The organism is Chitinophaga varians (assembly GCF_012641275.1).
GTDB lineage: Bacteria > Bacteroidota > Bacteroidia > Chitinophagales > Chitinophagaceae > Chitinophaga > Chitinophaga varians_A.
The window spans coordinates 1,633,204-1,652,129 of record NZ_JABAIA010000002.1; the positions used below are offsets into that span (position 1 = coordinate 1,633,204).

The window sequence follows — 18,926 nt, forward strand, 5'->3', positions numbered from 1 at the left end:
TATCCTTTTTGTAAAAGTATAGTTTTTGTTAACTAAATAATCGCTATTTTTAAAAAAGAAGCAGATAGATACCTGTGTTTTGACTGTCGGCGCCAGTGAACAATTTTTGGAAAAGTATAGATATTTTAAACTTGTAATTCACTTTACCCTATTTCCATAAAACCCAAACCCTCGTAACAATGAAAAAAAATCTGCCAGGAATTTCCTTGTCCTTATTGGCCATGGTATTGGCCTCTGCATGTTCCAAAAGTATGCGGGACGACCTGAAGACCGCTGCCGACGGTAAACTCTCTAATCAGGTGGTAGCTGCCGCAGTCAGCACCGACACTGCCAACATTACCCTGAACTGGGGCACCACCTATCAGCGCATAGAAGGCTTCGGCGCGTTTGCCGGCCGCGCCACGCCTTTCTTTGAGTCGCCTAAGCGCGACACCATCATGCAACAGCTCTGGGGCGCTGACGGTTTGCAGCTGAATATCGTACGTGGTGAAGTGATGTACCATTATCCGTTCGACAAAACAACCGGCACGGTGACAATCCAGCCGGCAGGTACTACCATCGACATGGACGCTTCCAGCGCTGCGTACCAGGCCCTTAACGGTAACCAGAAAGCGCAACTGGCGCAGCTTTGGATACTGAAGAAACTGAAAGAGCGCTACCAGGTGCCTATTATGATCGCCAGCACCTGGACGCCGCCATTGTCCATGAAAAACAACACCTCCCAGGAGAGCGCCAAAAACTTCAACGGCCTTAACTACAGCTGCTGCTCCACAGACTTCGCCAACTACGTGGCCGGCTTCACCAAAGCCTATCAGAACGAAGGCGTCAACTTCTACGCGGTATCACCGAGCAATGAACCGGAGAACGTATTCTCCGATTGGCCTGCTTCCTATTGGACCGCCTCACATCTGGGAGAATTTATCACCAACAATCTCCGTCCTGCTTTAAACGCCAAAGGACTGAGCACCGTAAAAATCATCTCTTCTGAAAACGCCGCATGGGGCACCGCCAACAGCTTCCTGTCCGGTATGGACAAAAGCAAAGTCGATATTCTCGCCGGACACGGTTATGTGGAGATCGGAGACCTGATCCTGGGCAAACGCGGACTGAATCAAAACCCGCAAACATGGAACTACGCCACCGGCAACCGTCCTACATGGGTAACAGAGGCCTGCGATGACAGCGGTGTATATGACGCCACCATGACCGGCGGCCTGAAGCTCGCCATCAACATGCACAAGTTCCTGGCAGAATGTAACGTGAACGCCTATGTGTACTGGTTAGGAATGCTGGCCATCCGGAATAACGAATCGCTGATATGCACCAATAGTGACGGCTCACTGGACTACCCTAAAACCTATGACGTAATGGGACAATATTCCAGGTTCGTACATGCCGGGTATTATCGGTTCAATTCCGCACTGGCCAACAACTCCACCCTGAAGGTATCAGCCTGGAAAGATCCGGCCACCGGCAAATTCAGCGTGGTAGTGGTGAACCCGGGCGGCGCTGAAACCCGTACCCGTATTAAACTGTCGGGCTTCGCCAGCAATCAGATCACTTCTTACCTGACTGCCGATAATACCACCACTCACTGGCAACAAAGCGCACCGGTAGCAGCACAGGCTGATGGTAGCTTTGTAGTGGTAGTGCCGCCTGCAAGCGTTATTACGTTTACAGGGACCGCGCAATAATTTATTAATGCAGAAAATTCATTTATCATTCCCAGGGCTTTAGCCCTGGGATTTTATATTCATCTAACGCTTACCACTATCCGTTTTTTAACCCGGTTAATATCCGCCTATAACTCATCAATTTCATGGCATCCGGTTTATCCATACTCCGTTAAATTCGTAACGTTGTTGTATGTAGAGCACAAACCGAGGACCTGACGCCTGTGATATCAACCAAATAGAATCAATCTGCTCTTGTTTGCCGATGCCCGGCCCTCACCGGTATTGCCGGGTTTACGCTATCCTGAATTGCCATTTTCAACCCATAAAAAAAACCACATTATGAAATAGAATTTTTCCCTCTGTCAAAGGCACAACGTGTCTATGTCTACCCATTTCCTGCTGCCACGTGCGGCTATTACTGCTATTTACACATGTTGCTGCGGCGTACTGCCGCGGATAGCAATTACTGTGTCCACATTTTAAACCAATTATATGTCACCTTTATCACGAAAGATAATAACGCTCTTGTTATGTCTGGTGGCCGGCTATGGGGTTAATGCCCAGCAGCCCGGACTTCCGCCGCTTCCCGATCACTGTACTTCCTCAAAAGCCATGCAGGACCTGTACAAAAAACATCCCGCTTCCCGGCAGGCCGCCATCAACCAGGAAGCACAGATCAAAAAAATAATTGCCGTTATGCGCCAGCAGAGAGCCGCGCTGGCAGGACCTGTGCAGTATACCATTCCGGTGGTGTTTCACATCAATGACCCGGTAAACCCCTATAAGGTGACGATGGAACAAATCCGCTCCGCCATCGATATCCTCAATCAGGATTATAACCTGCTCAATGCAGACTATTCATCTATCGATCCGCGTTTTATCGGATTGGCGGCTAATCTGCATATCACTTTCCGCTTAGCGGACATTGACCCGCAGGGAAATCCCACTAACGGGGTCACCTACCATTACAATGACCTGGACGGCCGTTCCCCCGATGGTACCGGCTCTGCTGTAAAAAGCATTTCTTACTGGCCGGGCAATAAATACCTCAACATCTGGATTGTGAGCGAGGTGGAACAGAAAGGGGTGTACAACAATTCCGGATGGACCTATCTGCCCGACGACTGGGTCGCTTCCAATCACCTGGATGGTGTTGTGTACAACTGGCGTTACCTGGGCGCTCCCGGTGTGGGCAGCTCAGAGAACAACCAGCCCAATATGAAAAGGGTGCTGACACATGAAGTGGGGCACTTCCTCAACCTGCAGCACACTTTTGAAAACGGTTGTACCGCCCCTGGCGATGAGGTGGATGACACGCCGCCTACACAGTCCAACTTCGGTGGCTGTAACCTCAACGCCAACTGGTGCGGATCTGTAGCGAACGTTGAGAACTATATGGACTACTCCTCCTGTGCCAAAATGTTCACGGTAGGACAGCGCGACCGTATGCTGGCGGCGCTGACAGGCAACGTGGCCCAACGCAGCAACCTGTGGAGCGCCACCAACCTGGCCGCTACCTTATTACCTGATTCCGTAAAAAGGCTGGTGCCTAATTTTACGCTCTTCAACGAAAGTGACGTGAACAACGGCGCTATTACGGGAACGGATACACTGAAATTGCTGGGCGGCGCACAGTTTGCCATCAGCAGCGGCACCTTCACAGCAGGTACGCATTTCACCACACAGAACGTGCCCGCTGGTCTGACGGCGCAGGTGCAGGTGGTGAACAGCAAAACCGCTATACTGACTTTTACCGGCAACGCCAGTCAGCACGCGGTGGCCAACAACAACGACAGTGTAAAAATCACTTTCCTGAATGCCGCCATACAAGGCGGTGTAAGCTCACTGTACCGCAGCTACGTAGTTTTCGGTATCCACTTCCTCGATCCCTATAAGATCGTTTATACAGACTATCCCGATGTTACGATCACCAGCGGCAATCCATGGCAGTACATCAGCTTCGGCGCCGGTGATGCGGAATACGGCGGCTGGTTCGATAATAACAAGTTGCGCTTCGAAACCTATCAGAAAGCGGCTGTCTGCGAAGGCACTACGCTTAATATCTCACCGCTGGCAGCCAACACGCTGATCGGCGATACTTCCAACTTTGTGGTGGGCGGCGCTTATCCCAATGAACACGATATTTACAGCGCTACCTATACCAAATGGGCGGGCAAGACCGCCTATATTGGCCTGAAGTTCACTATGGGCGGAAAACCCCGCTATGGATGGATGCGCATCAGCGTAGCTGCTGATGGCAGCAGTTATACCATCAAAGACTATGCATGGAACCAGGCGCCTAACGGCAGCATTAGAACGGGTGATGCCGGTAAGGCCACCGTTTCCTGGTCCAGGACAGCCTTCCGCGAAGCGCTTTCCAATGACGGCGCTATAACGGATACGGCTGAAGTAGGAATACTGGGCAATACCTTTGCCATCAGCTCCGGCAACTTTACTGCCAACACGCATTATACGGTCAGCAATCTGCCGGCCGGATTAAGTGTGCAGCTGACCGCACTGAATAACACCACGGCGCGTTTAACCTTTACCGGTAAAGCCACCAGCAACGCTGCGGCTAACAGTACTACCGCTACCATTACGTTCCTGCAGGCGGCGTTCAGTACCCCGCAAACGCCTGACAGCAGCCAGAAACAGCTCAGCATCAGCTTCCGCGATCCATTCCAGATCAAATACGTGGACGTAAACGATACCACTTACACCATTAACGCTACCAACAACTGGTACTACTTCCTGGTGGATAACAACGCGGATGCGGCTTACGGCCTGTGGTCCGACAGCGGTAAACTGCGGCTGGAAACCTATAAGAAACCAATAGTGACGGTAGGCGCCACCAGGAACATCGCGATGCTGGCGGCCGGTACGGTCATCAGTGATTCGTCCAACTTTGTGGCGGGTGGTGATTATCCTAACGAGCATGACCTGGTAACGACGGCTTATACGCCATGGAAAGGCCAGACAGCCTATGCAGGATTCACTTTCTCTTCCGGTGGTGAAAACTTCTATGGGTGGTTCCGTTTTAAAGTCAACGCTAACGGTACCAGCTATACGCTGATGGACTATGCTTACAATACATTACCGGGCGGCAGTATCAAGGCAGGCCAGATGTCATCCACGCCGCCGCAGGACACCGGTCTCCGGGTACAGGACTATTGCACTGCCAGCACGGCATTGAATTACAATACCATCACACGCGTACGCTTCGCCAACCTGGACAACAGTTCACAATGGGACGGCTACAAAGACTTCACCGCGTTGTCCGCGAATGTGATAGCCGGACAGTCCTATCAGTTGCAGGTCAACCTGGGCGTGGAATACTGGCCTGACATTTCCGTAGCGGTATGGATAGACTGGAATGGGGACAAACAGCTGAACGACACTACAGAAAAAGTATACGTGAAACGTGGCAGCGGTCCGTTTAGCCAGACCATCACCGTGCCTGCCAATGCGAAAACAGGTCCAACCCTGATGCGCGTACGCATGGGCTATGGCAGCAACGTGAAACCCTGTGGCATAGATGCTTACCAGGGAGAAGTAGAGGACTATAAAGTCAATGTGAGCGGTGGTTCTTCCCTGATGACGATGAAGGAGGCAGTAAATAAACCGGTGCTGACGGCTACCAGTCCGTTTGATGACCGTATACAATTGTATTTCCAGTCTGTCTGGAATGGTCCGGTGATCGTCCGGTTATATGGTCTCGATGGCCATATCGTGAAAGAGCAAAGGGAGCAGGTGATCAAAGGCATGAACAGAATACAGGTGAACAGTCTTTCCACCTTGCCATCTGGTGTTTATCTGATAGATATCTCCCGTGGTTTTGAGCGCATCAGCGTGAAAGTGGTGAAGTAGTTCCTGACTAACCAATTATACCGGGCGTCTCATCAACAGATGAGGCGCCTTTTTTTATGATGCGGATTCCAGGTGTTCCACGCAGTTGAAGAGCGGGCATTCCCATTTATCGCCTGCCAGTTCCAGGTGGGTGATAGACGTGTTCTTCATGGGTGGCGGTGGCGGCAGGTGGGGCAGGAGATGGGCCAGCATTTGCCGGATAAAGCTGCCATGGGTGACGATGATAATTTGTTTTCCTTTTTCTGTGGCGATGAGTTCATTCAGAAAAGACATGCCTCTTTCCAGCACGGAGGCATTGGTTTCCATGCCGAGGTCCTGCAATTTCCAGTCGGGTCCCCATTTTTCCAGTCGTTCTTCTTCGGTGGTGCCTTCTATCAGTCCGCCGCCGGCTTCCCCGATGCGGGTGTCCTGCCAGATGGTGTCGATGCCCAGTTGTTCGGCGAGAACGGCTGCTGTTTGCCGGGCGCGGATCAGATGGCTGGAGCAGACGATGTCCCATGGCTGTCCGGCGAGCCGTGATCCCAGTTTGCGGGCCTGTTCCAGACCTTCTTCATCCAGCGGAATATCAGAATATCCCTGCAGTCGGCCGGCTTTGTTCCAGGATGTGCTACCATGACGAATAATTGCAATACGGGTCACCATAAATGTCTGCTCGTTTTTTTAGGGTAGCAAAGATAAACAACGAAGGTGGTAAATTCATCCTCAGGAGGTGGAAAGCGCAGGGATATTCCATAATTTTGACATATGGAAACAATGATCATACCCGCTGAGAATAGTCCAAAGCCTGATAATACCGAAACACAGCCGGAAGAGCCGGTCATTATACACGATGGCTCCGGCGGAGCTTTTGAAGGTACAGAAACCGTATCCGAAGAACAGGAAGAAGGACCGGAGCGGGAGAGGCCCCGGCCCTATTAATTTTAGTCGCGTTCGCTTTGAACGATCGTTGACAACAGGTTGTTGTGTACCGGTAACCAGCCCAGGCTGCGTGCAGCCACAGCAGACACGATACTGTTGGACCCCAGTCCGAAATGTGCGCCCTCTATGCCCCAACGGCGGATGGCCTCTTCTATCGTGATAGACGCTGTCTTTCCGCCGAAGCCCAGCGATTTGCTGATAGCGGTAGCTATTTCTTTCAGGGAATGAATACCGTTTTCCGCGTAATAAAAGCTACCGGAAGGCGCTTGTTCCAGCGTCAGCAGGTAGAGGTCGGCCAGGTCTTCAATATGTACATTAGACCAGCGGTTTTCGCCTGCGCCGATATGAATGCCATGCCCGGCTTCTCTTGCGGCTTCCGTTAGCATGGGCACTTGTACCGAATCTTTTTTGATGCCGGTGCCGGTACCATAGATCATGGTCGGGCATATGACGCTGTAGTGGCCTTCTGCCGCCAGTACCGCCCTGTCAATGGCTACCCGTGCCGCTTTTTCAAGTCGCGGGTTTTTAGGGATAAAGGTAAATGGTTCGATGTTGGCATAAGCGCCCCTGGCCTTATCACCGGCAATACTGGAGCCGGACGTATGGACGAATTTTTTACCGGTGCCGGCCAGCGTTTCGAGGATAGTGGCCACCACATAGGGGTTGTCGGCTGAAGCGGTATTGATCACTGCGTCTGCCGCTGCCGCTTCCCGCGCGATGACCGCTTCATCATCAAGAGAACCGGCCACTGGTTGAATGCCCACCGCTGTCAACGCCGGGAAGTCTTTTTCATTTCTTGCCAGTCCGTTGACCTTGTAACCTGCTTTCAGCAGCCGGGCCGCCACGGAGCCGCCGATATAACCGGTGACACCCGTCATAAATACTGTTTTCATCTGTTGTTACTTTAAAAGATGGATGATCAAATATGGTAGAAGCGAGTGTCCGGCAGAATTTTCCTGGCGATGTTTTTGTGCGGGATTAAATCCTTACATTTAAGTCTAACCAAAAAAGATTCTGTTATGTTATCCTTGGAAAATATCAGTGAGTTGCTGGGTAAAGATAGCGATATACTTTTACAACACGAAAGCAAGACCATCTCCAAAGACATGCTGCATCTGCCGGGACCGGATACGGTCAATCGTATCTATCAGCCTTCCAGCCGCAATCCGCAGGTATTGCGCAGCCTGGGGCAGCTGTTTAATTCCGGCCGGCTGGCTGGCACTGGTTACATGTCCGTCCTGCCGGTAGACCAGGGCGTGGAACACAGCGCGGGCGCTTCCTTCGCTAAAAATCCCGCTTATTTTGATCCTGAAAATATAGTGAAACTGGCCATAGAAGGCGGTTGCAATGCCGTCGCCTCCACCTTTGGGGTGCTGGCTTCCGTATCGCGCCGGTATGCGCACCGCATTCCGTTCATCGTTAAAATCAATCATAACGAACTGCTCACTTATCCGAATAAAGCCGATCAGGTGATGTATGGCACTGTCCAGGAAGCGTGGAACCTCGGCGCCGCGGCAGTGGGCGCCACTATCTATTTCGGCTCCGACAATGCCGACCGGCAGCTGGTGGAAGTGGCGCAGGCTTTTGAACTGGCCCACGAGCTGGGAATGGCCACCATCCTGTGGTGTTATCTCCGCAACGATGCCTTCAAAAAAGATGTGGACTACCACCTGGCAGCAGACCTCACCGGTCAGGCCAATCACCTCGGGGTGACCATCCAGGCGGATATCATCAAACAAAAACTACCGGAGGTAAATGGGGGCTACAAAGCACTGAACACCGGCACCTCCTCCTATGGTAAACTGGATGAACGTATCTATACTGAACTGACCTCCAATAATCCGATCGATCTTTGCCGTTACCAGGTGGCTAACTGCTACATGGGCCGTATGGGCCTCATTAACTCGGGCGGCGCTTCACAAGGTGCCGCTGATCTCGCCGATGCCGTAAGGACAGCGGTGATCAATAAAAGAGCCGGCGGCGTGGGACTGATCTCCGGCCGTAAAGCCTTCCAGCGGCCAATGAAGGATGGTGCGGCTTTATTAAATGCCATTCAGGACGTGTACCTGAACCAGGAAGTAACAATCGCTTAATGTCTGTAAAATAATTAACGATGACTCCGGAATGTTCGGCTACTATCTTCTCTGTCAGCAATTTGCCTGCTGCTATCAAATACTATGTAGATACCCTGGGTTTTTCCATTGATTTTGAATATGGGGCGATCGCCGGCCTGAAGTATGGCAATGTGCTGTTGCAATTGTCCGGCCCGAACCTGATAGGCAACAGGAAGGCCACTGGCGAAGGAAATATGTATATTTTTTGTGATGAAGTGGATGCCTACTTTCAGCACATCGCTGCTAAAGGCGCACTGGTGATCGTAGAACCCAATGACCGCGAATATGGCATGAGAGATTTTGCTATTAAAGATGCGGATGGGAATATCCTCGCGTTTGGGACAGAAGCTGTAGGAAAATAAAAACCATCGTATAAATAGCTATCGTTAAACAGGCTGCCTTAAAAGCATAACAGCTTTCAGGGCAGCCTTATTTTTTCCGTAGGTTAGTTGACCCACGCATCTGTAATATAGTCCAGGTCGCAGGGCCACTTAAACTTCTATCTCACCTGTCCGCTGCCATACACAAACCATTTCTCCGTTACCAGTTTCTCGAGGGCAAAAGGCCCGCGTGCATGCAGTTTCTGTGTGGAGATGCCGATTTCGGCGCCCAGTCCAAATACGCCGCCGTCTGTGAAACGGGTGGAGGCGTTGACGTATACAGCTGCGGCATCCACGGTATTGAGGAACTGTTCACTGATGATAGGGTCGCGGGAGATGATGGCTTCCGAGTGGCGGGAGGAGAATTCCTGTATATGCGCCAGTGCAGCTGTTGTATCAGGCACTATTTTGATGGAGCATTTGAGCGACAGGAATTCGCGGCCGAAATCCTCTGGCTGCGCTTTATGGAGGTGCGGGTATTGTTGTGCTTCCAGCAGCGCGTAGGCGGCCGGTTCTGCATAGATGTCCACTTCATGGGCTGCCAGTTGTGGCGCCAGCAGGGCGATGAAGCTGGCGGCCACGGGCTCGTCTACCAGTACGGTGTCCAGTGCGTTGCACACGGAGGGGCGCGATACCTTGGCGTTGGTAACGATGCCTGCCGCCTGTTCCAGGTTGGCAGAGCGTTCCACATAGGTGTGGCATACGCCGGCGCCGGTTTCTATCACCGGTACGCGGGAGTACTGACGAACGAAGTCGATCAGCTGCTGTGAGCCACGCGGGATGATGATGTCAATATATTGAGAGGCCGTCAGCATTTCAGTGACCAGCGCACGGTCAGTGGGCAGCAGCTGCACAGCGTTTTCGTCGGTATTAAAAGCACGCAGTGTTTCCTGTATCAGGGATACGAGGATGGTGTTGGTATGGATGGCATCGGAGCCGCCGCGCAGCACGCATACGTTGCCGGAGCGGATGCAGAGCGCCGCTACGTCTACTGTGACGTTGGGGCGGGACTCATAAATGACGCCTACCACGCCGAGCGGCACTGTCTTTTTCTGTATCAGGAGCCCGTTGTCGAGATGGTTTTCCAGCAGCAGTTGATTGGCCGGGTCCGGAAGCCTGGCGATGTCCTGCAGGCTGGCGGCGAGGGCGCGAATGCGCGGGGCATTGAGCAGCAACCGGTCTTTCTTGGGATCTTCGTCCGGCATCAGGTCCAGGTCCTTCTGGTTGGCCGCCATGATAGCGGGGATATTTTCATACAGGGTACGGGACAGCTGTTGCAGGAGTGCCTGTTTCTGCGCGTCGGGCAGTGTCCGGATAGACACTGTGGCCTGCCGGGCCTTCTCTAAAAGGGGTTGGATCGTCATGATACATTACATTTATAACAGCACAATATCGTCGGCATGTGCTACTTCTGTGTTTTGTGCTTTGTGATTTGTTTCCAGTATATCGGAAGATATTTTGGCCCTGCCTACGGCGATGGCTATATTATCTTCATTAATGATCTCTATCACTTCGCCACATTCAAATTTTTCCACTACTTCCTTCACGCCCACGGCGAGCAGGCTGTGACGGCTCTCCAGCGCCTGTTGCGCGCCGGCGTCGATCAATATCCTGCCGGTAACGAGGCTGCCGCTGGCGAGCCATTTTCTGCGGGCAGGCATGCTGCAGGGCTGTGGTAAACAGAGCGTCCCGGTTTTGCCGGCCATGGCATTGAGAATACCGTCGTTGGTACGGATACCGAAGATCACCACACGGATGCCCATGCGGGTGGCCAGCCGGGCAAAGGTGAGCTTGGACACCATGCCGCCCAGTCCCAGCGCTGATTTTTCCTTATCGGCCAGCGATAAGGCGGTTTTGTCGATCACGTCTATCTGCGGCACTACCTGGCCTTCACGGTCCAACACACCGGCAACGCTGGTGCTGAAAAGCAGGAGGGAGGCGCCAAAGCCCACGGCGATCAGCGTGGCCAGTTCGTCGTTGTCGGAGAATTTCAGCTCCAGGCTGCTCACCACGTCGTTTTCATTGGCAATAGGGATGATATTATTGGCCCACAGCTCTTCGTAGGTACGCTTCAGCTGCAGGAACTGGTCCCTGTTGGAGAAATGCTGCCGCTCACAGAGGCTCTGCGCCACCGCGATATTGTAAGGAGCAAAATAACGGCTGTATTTACTCAGCAGCAGCGGGTTGCCGATGGCGGCAGCGGCCTTGCGCTGGCTGATAGTGCCTTCGTACTCCTTCATGTATTGTTTGCCTGCGGCCACCGCGCCGGAAGACACCAGCACAATATGATATTGCTGATGCAGTTCCGCCACCTGACGGGCGATGCCGGCTATGACAGTTTCGTCCAGATCACCGTTGGCATGGGTGATAGACGCTGTACCGAACTTTATAACTAGTATTGGTTTGCTCAAAGCCTTTCGTTTTAAAGGCTAAAATTAATACCTGATCCGGGAAATTCTAAATGTAAAATGAAACACACGCCCTATTGGCTAAAAAATGTGAACAGCTGGATAAATAACGGTTAAATTAACGCAATAGAACAGCGGTGTTTTAAATACCTTTGTAGTCCTTAATTTTTAATCCACCCTTTTTATGTTCATGCGCCCACTTTTCCGTCTGGCTATCATGCTGATATGCCCTCTTCTGTCTATCGCTCAAACAAAAAACAACCTTCCCCAGCAATTTGCAGTCATCGCCGAAGCGGCCAAAGGTAAAGTAGGTGTCTCAGTCCAGGTACTGGAAACCGGCCAGCGGATGGGGTACAACAGCATCCGGCAGTTCCCGATGCAAAGTGTTTACAAGTTCCCCATTGCCATGGCGGTATTGCAGCAGGTGGACCAGGGCAAGCTGCAGTTGCAACAGCCTGTTAAAGTATTGCCGTCTGACTATATTCCCAGGCCCGGCCACAGCCCGCTGCGCGACGAGCATCCTGCCGGCAACGTGGACGTAACGGTAGCGGAACTGCTGCGTTACAACGTGGCGGAAAGTGACGGCTCGGCCTGTGATGTGCTGTTGCGCCTCATCGGCGGCACTAAGGCGGCAGACCGGTATGTGCATAGCCTTGGTATTAAAGATATGTCCATCGCATTGACAGAAAAAGTACAGGTGCCCAATGAACCTATGCAGTACCAGAACTGGTGTACGCCAGACGCGATGAATGCCCTGTTTAAAAAATTCTATACAGGCCATGTATTGTCCGACAGCAGCTTTCATTTCCTGCTCGACCTGCTGGTGAATTCCGGCCCGGGCGCAAGACGGCTGAAAGCACAGCTGCCGGCAGGTACCGTGGTGGCACACAAGACCGGCACCTCCGGCACGGAGAACGGGCTTACCCGTGCAACCAACGACGCAGGCATCATCACACTGCCTAACGGTCAGCATATGGTGATCTCCGTGTTCATCAGGGACTCCTACGCCGATCAGCAAACCCGGGAGAAGACCATCGCCGATATCGCGAAAGCGGCGTGGGACCATTTTGTACCTTAAGAAAGAAAAAATGGATAGCTTTGGCTTTTCTGCATCATGAAGATATTAGTCATAGAAGATGAAGAACGCGTAGGAGCACTTATCCGGCGCGGTCTGGAAGAACAAGGCTATACCGTTACACTGGCATGGGACGGGGAGGCAGGACTGAAGCTGGCGCTGGGCGGCGGTTTTGACCTGGTCATCACCGATATCGTGTTGCCCCGTATCAACGGATTAGAACTAAGCCGCGCCATACGGGCGGCTCTGCCCTCCATTCCCATCCTCATGCTCACCGCCTTGGGCACCACTGACGATAAGGTGGAAGGCTTCGATGCCGGCGCTGACGACTACCTCGTGAAACCCTTCGACCTGCGGGAGCTGCTGGTACGTATCCGCGCACTGCTCAAACGCACCCCCGGCCCTGTTGCACCGCAATCCACCGTGCTGAAATATGCAGACCTGGAAATGGACCTGCAAACGAAAAACGTTACCCGCAACGGCCAGGAGATCAGCCTCACGCCCAAAGAATTCCGGCTCCTGGAATTTATGTTGCAAAACAGGGAAAGAGTGCTCTCCCGCGCAGAAATAGCAGAGAAAGTGTGGGAGACACATTTCGATACCGGCACCAATTTCATCGATGTATATATCAACTACCTCCGCAAAAAGGTAGACAAAGCGTTCGACGTAAAACTGATCCATACCAAACCCGGTATGGGATTCATTTTTAAAGCAGGCTGACCATGAAGATCCGTAACAGGCTCACCTTATTGTTCACCGGTATGATAGCCGCCCTGTTGCTGCTGTTTGCCTGGGTGGTATATGTTTCGTACTCCCATGACCGGGAAGACGAGTACTACAAAACCCTGCAACAGCAAGCCGTTACGAAAGCCAACCTCCTGCTGGACGCAAAAGTCAGCCCTGAAGTATTGCAGCTGATCTATAAAAACACCGCCGGTTCCCGTTCCCAGGAGGAAGTGGCTGTCTATGACACCGCTTTTAACCTCCTGTACCACGACGCGGTGAATATTGATAAAGTAAAAGAAACCCGGCAGATGATCGAAGAGATCATCAGGGACCGGGAGATCACTTTTCATGCAGGACGCTTACAGGTAGTGGGTTTCCTGTACCCTCATAACGGTACCGACTATATTGTGACCGCCGCGGCGGAGGATGAATACGGCCTTCGCCAACTTCAGCATCTCTTCCGCACACTGGCCATCACCTTTCTGGTAGCAGTGGTGTTTGTGTTCCTGGCAGCGCAGTTTTTTTCGCGGCAGGCCCTGAAACCCGTATCTGATATGGTGGACAAGGTGGAAGAGATTACCGCCACCAACCTGGACCTGCGCCTCGCCGGCGCCGCAGGCAAAGATGAGATAGCCGAGCTGGCACAGACGTTCAACCGCATGCTGGACCGGCTGGAGCAGTCTTTCGACGCACAGAAACAATTCGTTTCCAATATCTCCCATGAACTGCGTACGCCGCTGACCGCCATGATGGCCGAACTGGAGATCACCGCCTCCCGCGACAGGCCCGCAGAAGAATACCGGCAGTCTATGCGCCACGCTATCGCTGACGCGCAACGGCTGGTAAAACTCTCCAACAGCCTGCTCGACCTGGCCAAAGCCAGCTACGACCCTTCAGAGATCAATTTCCGGGAAATAAGGCTGGATGAAGTACTGATGGACGCGCGCAGCGCCATCCTACAGGCACATCCCGAATATAAAATCAATGTGGTCTTCGAAGAAGCCGATGACGATGATATGGTGTCCGTCAATGGCAACGAATATCTTCTGAAAGTAGCGTTTATCAACCTGCTGGAAAATGGTTGCAAGTTCTCCATCCCGCCGGAGACCACCGTTACGGTCACCTGGTTCAAAGCCCATACCATCCTGCGTTTTGCAGATACAGGAATTGGTATGTCGAAGGAAGACCTGCCCCATATATTTACCCCTTTTTACCGGGGAGATAACCGCCCTTATGCTGAAGGTAATGGCATCGGGCTGTCCCTTGCCCTGAAAATTGTGCGCCTGCACAAGGGGAATATCAGCGTAGTGTCCAAAACCGGCCATGGCACTACTTTTACTGTGGAGCTGCCGCATATTTGACGGCGTCCCAGGGCTGAAGCCCTGGGCTACGTTGAGTTTTGGATTGTTTTTGGGATGTGTTCCTTTATTGAGAGGTGATTTTCTTTTTCTTTCTTCATCTAATGAATTTCTAATAACATTCTAAACCATCTCTAACGGTCGCCTTTGCCCGCGGTATGTACTTTTGCGGCACTTACTGTAACAGATACACGAAAAACAGATCGTCATGAAAAGGTTTACTGCAGCTTGCGGCGCGGTATTGATGGCTGCGTCCTGTCATCATCCGGAAAAAGAAAAAGAAACGGTAACATGGGAGAACAGGGGAGATACGGTGGTGGTGCCTGCCGCCGCGCCTTTATCGGCCAAACTGCACTTGTTGACAGTGACGGAAAAGCCTTATCAGCTGCAGCTGTTGACGGCAGGCATCGTAAAAGCCATCCCTAACAACTATGCGGAAATAGCGGCGCCGTTTGCCGGCAGGGTGGTGAAAGCGTATGTGCGTTTGGGTGAGAAAGTGAATGCGGGTGCGCCTTTGTTTGCCATTTCTTCCCCTGATTTTTATGCGGCACAGAAAGCCTGGTTCCAGGCAAACCAGTTATGCCAGCAGTCGGTGCTGGCGCAACGGCGGCAGCAGGACCTGCACCAGCACGGCGTAGGCGCTGCCCGCGACCTGGAGGAGGCCAATACCAACCTGGCAGTGCAACGGCAGGAGCTGGAGAATGCGGCCGCCGCACTGAAGGTGTTTAATGTCAACCCCCAACAGCAGGTACTCGGTGAACCGCTGATTGTCAGGGCTCCTATCGCAGGAGAGGTGATCAGTAATAAACTGGTCACCGGCCAGTTCCTGAAGGCGGAAGACGGCCCGGTAGCCGTGGTGGCCCAACTGGCGCAGGTATGGATAGCCGGGCAGGTAAAGGAAAAAGACCTGCGGTTTATGCATGAAGGCGATGCGGTACAAATGCAGGTGGCAGCTTTACCGGATACCACTTTCACAGGAACAGTCTTTCATGTGGGGCGTACCATCGATGAAAATACCCGCGCGGCAGATGTACTGATGTTGTGCAATAACCCTGCACATCAGCTGAAACCGGGCATGTATGCCAGTGTCAGTTTTAAAGATGCGCCGGAGAAAGTGTTGACTGTTCCTGCCAGGGCGGTGTTGCAGGACAACGACTACAGTTATGTATTGGCGGAGGTACTACCGGGAACGTACGTACGCCGCAAAGTCATCACGGGCGAAACAACCGGTCAGCAGGTGGTGGTCCGCAGCGGCCTGCAGGCCGGTGATAAAATTATAGGCGAGGGCGCCTACTATCTCTCAGCAGTAAAATAAGCGGCTTATGAAACAACTGATCGATACAGCTATACAAAAACGTTGGCTGATGGCTACGCTATTTGCCTTACTCGCCGCCGGTGGCTGGTACAGCTGGCAGCAACTGTCGGTAGAAGCTTACCCGGATATCGCCGATGTCACCTCACAGGTGGTGACGCAGGTGCCCGGACTGGCAGCGGAAGAAGTGGAACAACAAATCACCATACCCCTGGAACGGGCGCTCAACGGTATGCCGGGCACGCATGTGATGCGGTCCCGCTCTACCTTCGGCCTTTCCATGATCACCATCGTTTTTGAAGACGGGGTAGACGACTACTGGGCGCGGCAACGCATCAAAGAAAGGCTGGGTGATGTGACCCTGCCCTATGGCGCACAGCCGGGGCTGGACCCGCTGACATCGCCCATTGGCGAAATTTACCGATACATCATTGAAAGTGATCAGGTGGACCTGCGGACATTGACAGACCTGCAAAACTGGGTCATCATCCCCCGCATTAAACAGGTGACCGGCGTGGCCGATGTGACCAACTTCGGCGGCATCACCACACAATACCAGGTGGAGCTGGACCCGCAGAAGCTGGAACAGTACCATCTGCCGCTGCATACTGTCACCGAAGCGATCAACAACAATAACAGCAACAGCGGCGGCAGCGTGCTGGAACGCGGTGACCTGGGTTATGTGGTGCGAGGCATCGGCCTCATGAAATCGCTCGATGATATCGGTAAAACGGTGATTCAGTCGCAGCAGGGCGTGCCCCTCTTTTTACAGGACATCGGGGAACTGCGCTACGGCAATCTTGAACGTAAAGGCGTATTGGGTTTTACTGATCATCAGCGGCATTATAGCGAAAGCATTGAAGGTATTGTGCTGCTGCTGAAAGGACAAAATCCGTCCAAAGTGCTGGACGGCGTACATAAAGCAGTGGAGGAACTGAATAATGGCGGACTCCCGCCCGGCGTGAAAATCCACCCTTTCCTTGACCGTACCGCATTGGTGGACACAACGTTAAATACGGTCACGCATACACTGTTGGAAGGCATGGCGCTGGTACTGCTCGTGCTTATCGTTTTTCTTGGCAGCTGGCGTGCAGCTTTGCTGGTGGCGGTGACTATTCCGCTGAGTTTACTGTTTGCCTTTATCCTGATGCATTTCACGCATATACCGGCCAACCTGCTGTCGCTTGGTGCGGTGGACTTTGGCATCATCGTAGATGGCGCCATCGTAATGACGGAGACCATGCTGCGGCAGCGGGAAGATCATCCCATGGAAATGCTGGAGGAGAAAAGTTTTGCCCAAAAGGCGCGGTCAGTGGCGCGGCCGGTGTTTTTTGCCACGCTGATCATCATCACCGCTTATCTTCCTTTGTTTGCTTTTGAACGGGTGGAAAAGAAGCTGTTTACCCCGATGGCTTTCACCGTAGGGTATGCGTTGCTGGGCGCGTTGGCCGTGGCGCTGCTGCTGATACCGGGCATGGCGTATATGCTTTACCGTAAGCCGCAGCAGCTGTACCACAACCGCTGGCTGGAAAAGCTGACCAACCTTTATCAACAACGGATGGAGCGGGTGATGGAACGTCCGCGGCAGATATGGGCACCACTGGCGCTGATACTGGCGGCGGCAGCAGCGCTCAGTGTTACGGTGGGCAAGGACTTCCTGCCGCCGCTGGATGAAGGCTCCATTTGGTTGCAGGTACAGCTGCCACCCGGCGTATCGCTGGCCAAAGCCCGCGAAATGGCTGACACCCTGCGGCAGCGGACATTGCGGCATCCGGAGGTGACTTATATGATGACGCAGACAGGACGCAATGATGATGGCACCGATCCGTTCACGCCGTCGCACTATGAATGCTCCATCGGTTTACTGCCATACGGGGACTGGCCTTCCGGCAAAACCAAACAAGACCTGATCAAAGAGCTGGCAGCGGATTACGCAGGCATGCCGGGATATACGGTGGGTTTCAGTCAGCCGATGATCGACGGGGTGATGGACAAAATAGCCGGCGCACATAGTGAACTAGTGGTAAAAGTATATGGTAAAGATTTCCGCGAAACACGGCGTGCAGCCGAAGCCGTGATGGCCACACTGGCCACCGTGCCGGGCGCTGCTGACCTGGCCATTGACCAGGAGCCGCCGCTGCCGCAGTTGCAGATACAGGTTGACCGCGCCGCCATTGCCCGTTACGGCCTCAACATCAGCGACGTGGCGGAGCTGATAGAAGTGGCTGTCGGCGGTAAGGCCGTAGGGCAGATATTCTCCGGCGACAGGGTATATGATATCAGCTGCCGTTACCTGGAAGATGCCCGTAATACACCGGAAAAAATCGGTAACCTGATGCTCACCAATGGCGACGGAATAAAGATTCCATTGTCCCAGGTGGCTAAAGTGCAGCTGGCCACCGGAGAAAGCACCATCACAAGAGAGATGGGACGGCGGCACCTGACCGTGCGGTTGAACCTCCGGGGCACAGACCTGACCACTTTCCTGCGTACCGCGCAACAGCGGATAGACCAACAAGTGAAATACAACAAGGACAATATCACTATAGCATGGGGAGGACAGTTCGAGAACAGGAACCGCGCTTACAGTCGTCTTGCGATTATTGTGCCGATAGCGCTGGGGCTGATGTTTATCTGGTTATACGCCGCCTTTGGCGTGGCACGGCAGGCGGCGCTGATCCTCACCGTAGTGCCGTTAGCGTTATTCGGCGGTATGCTGGCGCTGAATGTGCGTGGCATGACGCTCAATGTATCGTCCGCAGTGGGTTTCATCGCCTTGTTCGGCGTAGCGGTCCAGAACGGAGTATTGATGGTATCGCAGATGAACCAGTTGCGCGGAGAGCTGCCATCGCTGAAAGAGGCCGTGATACAAGCTGCCAGGGACCGTTTCCGACCCGTGTTAATGACGGCCACGGTGGCCATGCTGGGCCTGCTGCCCGCATCCCTGGCTACCGGCATCGGTTCTGATGTGCAAAGGCCGCTTGCCACCGTGATCGTATATGGACTGCTCTGCTCCACGGTGATCACGCTGTTTGCCCTGCCGGCGCTTTATTACCTGACGGAGAGAAAAGGTGTTCACCAATCAAATTGAT

General features: G+C 53.0%; 14 protein-coding genes. 10 read left to right on the forward strand and 4 right to left on the reverse strand.

Annotation, left to right across the window (positions count from 1 at the left end; genetic code table 11):
* Positions 1 to 179: 179 nt before the first annotated feature.
* The gene (locus HGH92_RS21285; RefSeq protein ID WP_211092682.1) at positions 180 to 1,694 is read left to right on the forward strand and encodes a glycoside hydrolase; all 1,515 of its coding nucleotides are present in this window, start codon (positions 180 to 182) and stop codon (positions 1,692 to 1,694) included.
* Between the two features lie 474 nt (positions 1,695 to 2,168).
* Entirely contained in the window at positions 2,169 to 5,543 is a 3,375-nt protein-coding gene (locus HGH92_RS21290; RefSeq protein ID WP_168872762.1) for a M43 family zinc metalloprotease, read from the forward strand.
* A 54-nt stretch (positions 5,544 to 5,597) separates the two neighbouring features.
* Here HGH92_RS21290 and HGH92_RS21295 read toward each other — a convergent pair whose 3' ends face one another.
* Positions 5,598 to 6,185, reverse strand: a complete 588-nt coding sequence (locus tag HGH92_RS21295) for a histidine phosphatase family protein (protein WP_211092683.1) — start codon at positions 6,183 to 6,185, stop codon at positions 5,598 to 5,600.
* A 102-nt stretch (positions 6,186 to 6,287) separates the two neighbouring features.
* On the opposite strand from HGH92_RS21295, the gene HGH92_RS21300 reads away from it, so the two are divergent.
* Positions 6,288 to 6,461, forward strand: a complete 174-nt coding sequence (locus tag HGH92_RS21300; RefSeq protein WP_168872763.1) for a hypothetical protein — start codon at positions 6,288 to 6,290, stop codon at positions 6,459 to 6,461.
* Between the two features lie 2 nt (positions 6,462 to 6,463).
* Here the strand turns inward: HGH92_RS21300 and HGH92_RS21305 are convergent, their stop codons facing one another.
* Positions 6,464 to 7,354, reverse strand: coding sequence for an NAD-dependent epimerase/dehydratase family protein (locus HGH92_RS21305; protein ID WP_168872764.1), 891 nt, complete (start codon positions 7,352 to 7,354; stop codon positions 6,464 to 6,466).
* Positions 7,355 to 7,480: 126 nt separating this feature from the next.
* Between HGH92_RS21305 and HGH92_RS21310 the strand changes: the two genes are divergently transcribed.
* Positions 7,481 to 8,554 carry a class I fructose-bisphosphate aldolase gene (locus tag HGH92_RS21310; RefSeq protein WP_168872765.1) on the forward strand — a complete coding sequence of 358 codons (1,074 nt, stop codon included), beginning with the start codon at positions 7,481 to 7,483 and terminating at the stop codon, positions 8,552 to 8,554.
* A 20-nt stretch (positions 8,555 to 8,574) separates the two neighbouring features.
* Entirely contained in the window at positions 8,575 to 8,937 is a 363-nt protein-coding gene (locus HGH92_RS21315) for a VOC family protein (RefSeq protein ID WP_168872766.1), read from the forward strand.
* Positions 8,938 to 9,074: 137 nt separating this feature from the next.
* Here HGH92_RS21315 and HGH92_RS21320 read toward each other — a convergent pair whose 3' ends face one another.
* Both HGH92_RS21320 and proB read right to left on the reverse strand, forming a co-directional pair.
* Positions 9,075 to 10,319: a glutamate-5-semialdehyde dehydrogenase gene (locus tag HGH92_RS21320; protein ID WP_211092684.1), complete on the reverse strand. Its 1,245-nt coding sequence runs from the start codon at positions 10,317 to 10,319 to the stop codon at positions 9,075 to 9,077.
* A 12-nt stretch (positions 10,320 to 10,331) separates the two neighbouring features.
* Positions 10,332 to 11,366 carry a glutamate 5-kinase gene (proB, locus tag HGH92_RS21325; RefSeq protein WP_168872767.1) on the reverse strand — a complete coding sequence of 345 codons (1,035 nt, stop codon included), beginning with the start codon at positions 11,364 to 11,366 and terminating at the stop codon, positions 10,332 to 10,334.
* A 181-nt stretch (positions 11,367 to 11,547) separates the two neighbouring features.
* Between proB and bla the strand changes: the two genes are divergently transcribed.
* The 5 genes from bla to HGH92_RS21350 all read left to right on the forward strand — a co-directional run bounded on the left by bla (position 11,548) and on the right by HGH92_RS21350 (position 18,925).
* Positions 11,548 to 12,441 carry a class A beta-lactamase gene (bla, locus tag HGH92_RS21330; RefSeq protein ID WP_211092685.1) on the forward strand — a complete coding sequence of 298 codons (894 nt, stop codon included), beginning with the start codon at positions 11,548 to 11,550 and terminating at the stop codon, positions 12,439 to 12,441.
* Positions 12,442 to 12,477: 36 nt separating this feature from the next.
* Complete coding sequence (locus HGH92_RS21335; RefSeq protein ID WP_168872768.1) at positions 12,478 to 13,158, forward strand: response regulator transcription factor; 681 nt, start codon at positions 12,478 to 12,480, stop codon at positions 13,156 to 13,158.
* Positions 13,159 to 13,160: 2 nt separating this feature from the next.
* The gene (locus tag HGH92_RS21340) at positions 13,161 to 14,525 is read left to right on the forward strand and encodes a sensor histidine kinase (protein ID WP_168872769.1); all 1,365 of its coding nucleotides are present in this window, start codon (positions 13,161 to 13,163) and stop codon (positions 14,523 to 14,525) included.
* A gap of 205 nt (positions 14,526 to 14,730) precedes the next feature.
* The gene (locus tag HGH92_RS21345; RefSeq protein WP_168872770.1) at positions 14,731 to 15,837 is read left to right on the forward strand and encodes an efflux RND transporter periplasmic adaptor subunit; all 1,107 of its coding nucleotides are present in this window, start codon (positions 14,731 to 14,733) and stop codon (positions 15,835 to 15,837) included.
* A 7-nt stretch (positions 15,838 to 15,844) separates the two neighbouring features.
* Positions 15,845 to 18,925, forward strand: a complete 3,081-nt coding sequence (locus HGH92_RS21350; RefSeq protein WP_168872771.1) for an efflux RND transporter permease subunit — start codon at positions 15,845 to 15,847, stop codon at positions 18,923 to 18,925.
* Position 18,926: the final 1 nt, after the last annotated feature.

Bases quoted from the DNA above. Each gene is read 5' to 3' on its own strand.
- HGH92_RS21285 (WP_211092682.1), top strand. From the start codon at position 180: ATGAAAAAAAATCTGCCAGGAATTTCCTTGTCCTTATTGGCCATGGTA.
- HGH92_RS21290 (WP_168872762.1), top strand. From the start codon at position 2,169: ATGTCACCTTTATCACGAAAGATAATAACGCTCTTGTTATGTCTGGTG.
- HGH92_RS21295 (WP_211092683.1), bottom strand. From the start codon at position 6,185: ATGGTGACCCGTATTGCAATTATTCGTCATGGTAGCACATCCTGGAAC.
- HGH92_RS21300 (WP_168872763.1), top strand. From the start codon at position 6,288: ATGGAAACAATGATCATACCCGCTGAGAATAGTCCAAAGCCTGATAAT.
- HGH92_RS21305 (WP_168872764.1), bottom strand. From the start codon at position 7,354: ATGAAAACAGTATTTATGACGGGTGTCACCGGTTATATCGGCGGCTCC.
- HGH92_RS21310 (WP_168872765.1), top strand. From the start codon at position 7,481: ATGTTATCCTTGGAAAATATCAGTGAGTTGCTGGGTAAAGATAGCGAT.
- HGH92_RS21315 (WP_168872766.1), top strand. From the start codon at position 8,575: ATGACTCCGGAATGTTCGGCTACTATCTTCTCTGTCAGCAATTTGCCT.
- HGH92_RS21320 (WP_211092684.1), bottom strand. From the start codon at position 10,319: ATGACGATCCAACCCCTTTTAGAGAAGGCCCGGCAGGCCACAGTGTCT.
- bla (WP_211092685.1), top strand. From the start codon at position 11,548: ATGTTCATGCGCCCACTTTTCCGTCTGGCTATCATGCTGATATGCCCT.
- HGH92_RS21335 (WP_168872768.1), top strand. From the start codon at position 12,478: ATGAAGATATTAGTCATAGAAGATGAAGAACGCGTAGGAGCACTTATC.
- HGH92_RS21340 (WP_168872769.1), top strand. From the start codon at position 13,161: ATGAAGATCCGTAACAGGCTCACCTTATTGTTCACCGGTATGATAGCC.
- HGH92_RS21345 (WP_168872770.1), top strand. From the start codon at position 14,731: ATGAAAAGGTTTACTGCAGCTTGCGGCGCGGTATTGATGGCTGCGTCC.
- HGH92_RS21350 (WP_168872771.1), top strand. From the start codon at position 15,845: ATGAAACAACTGATCGATACAGCTATACAAAAACGTTGGCTGATGGCT.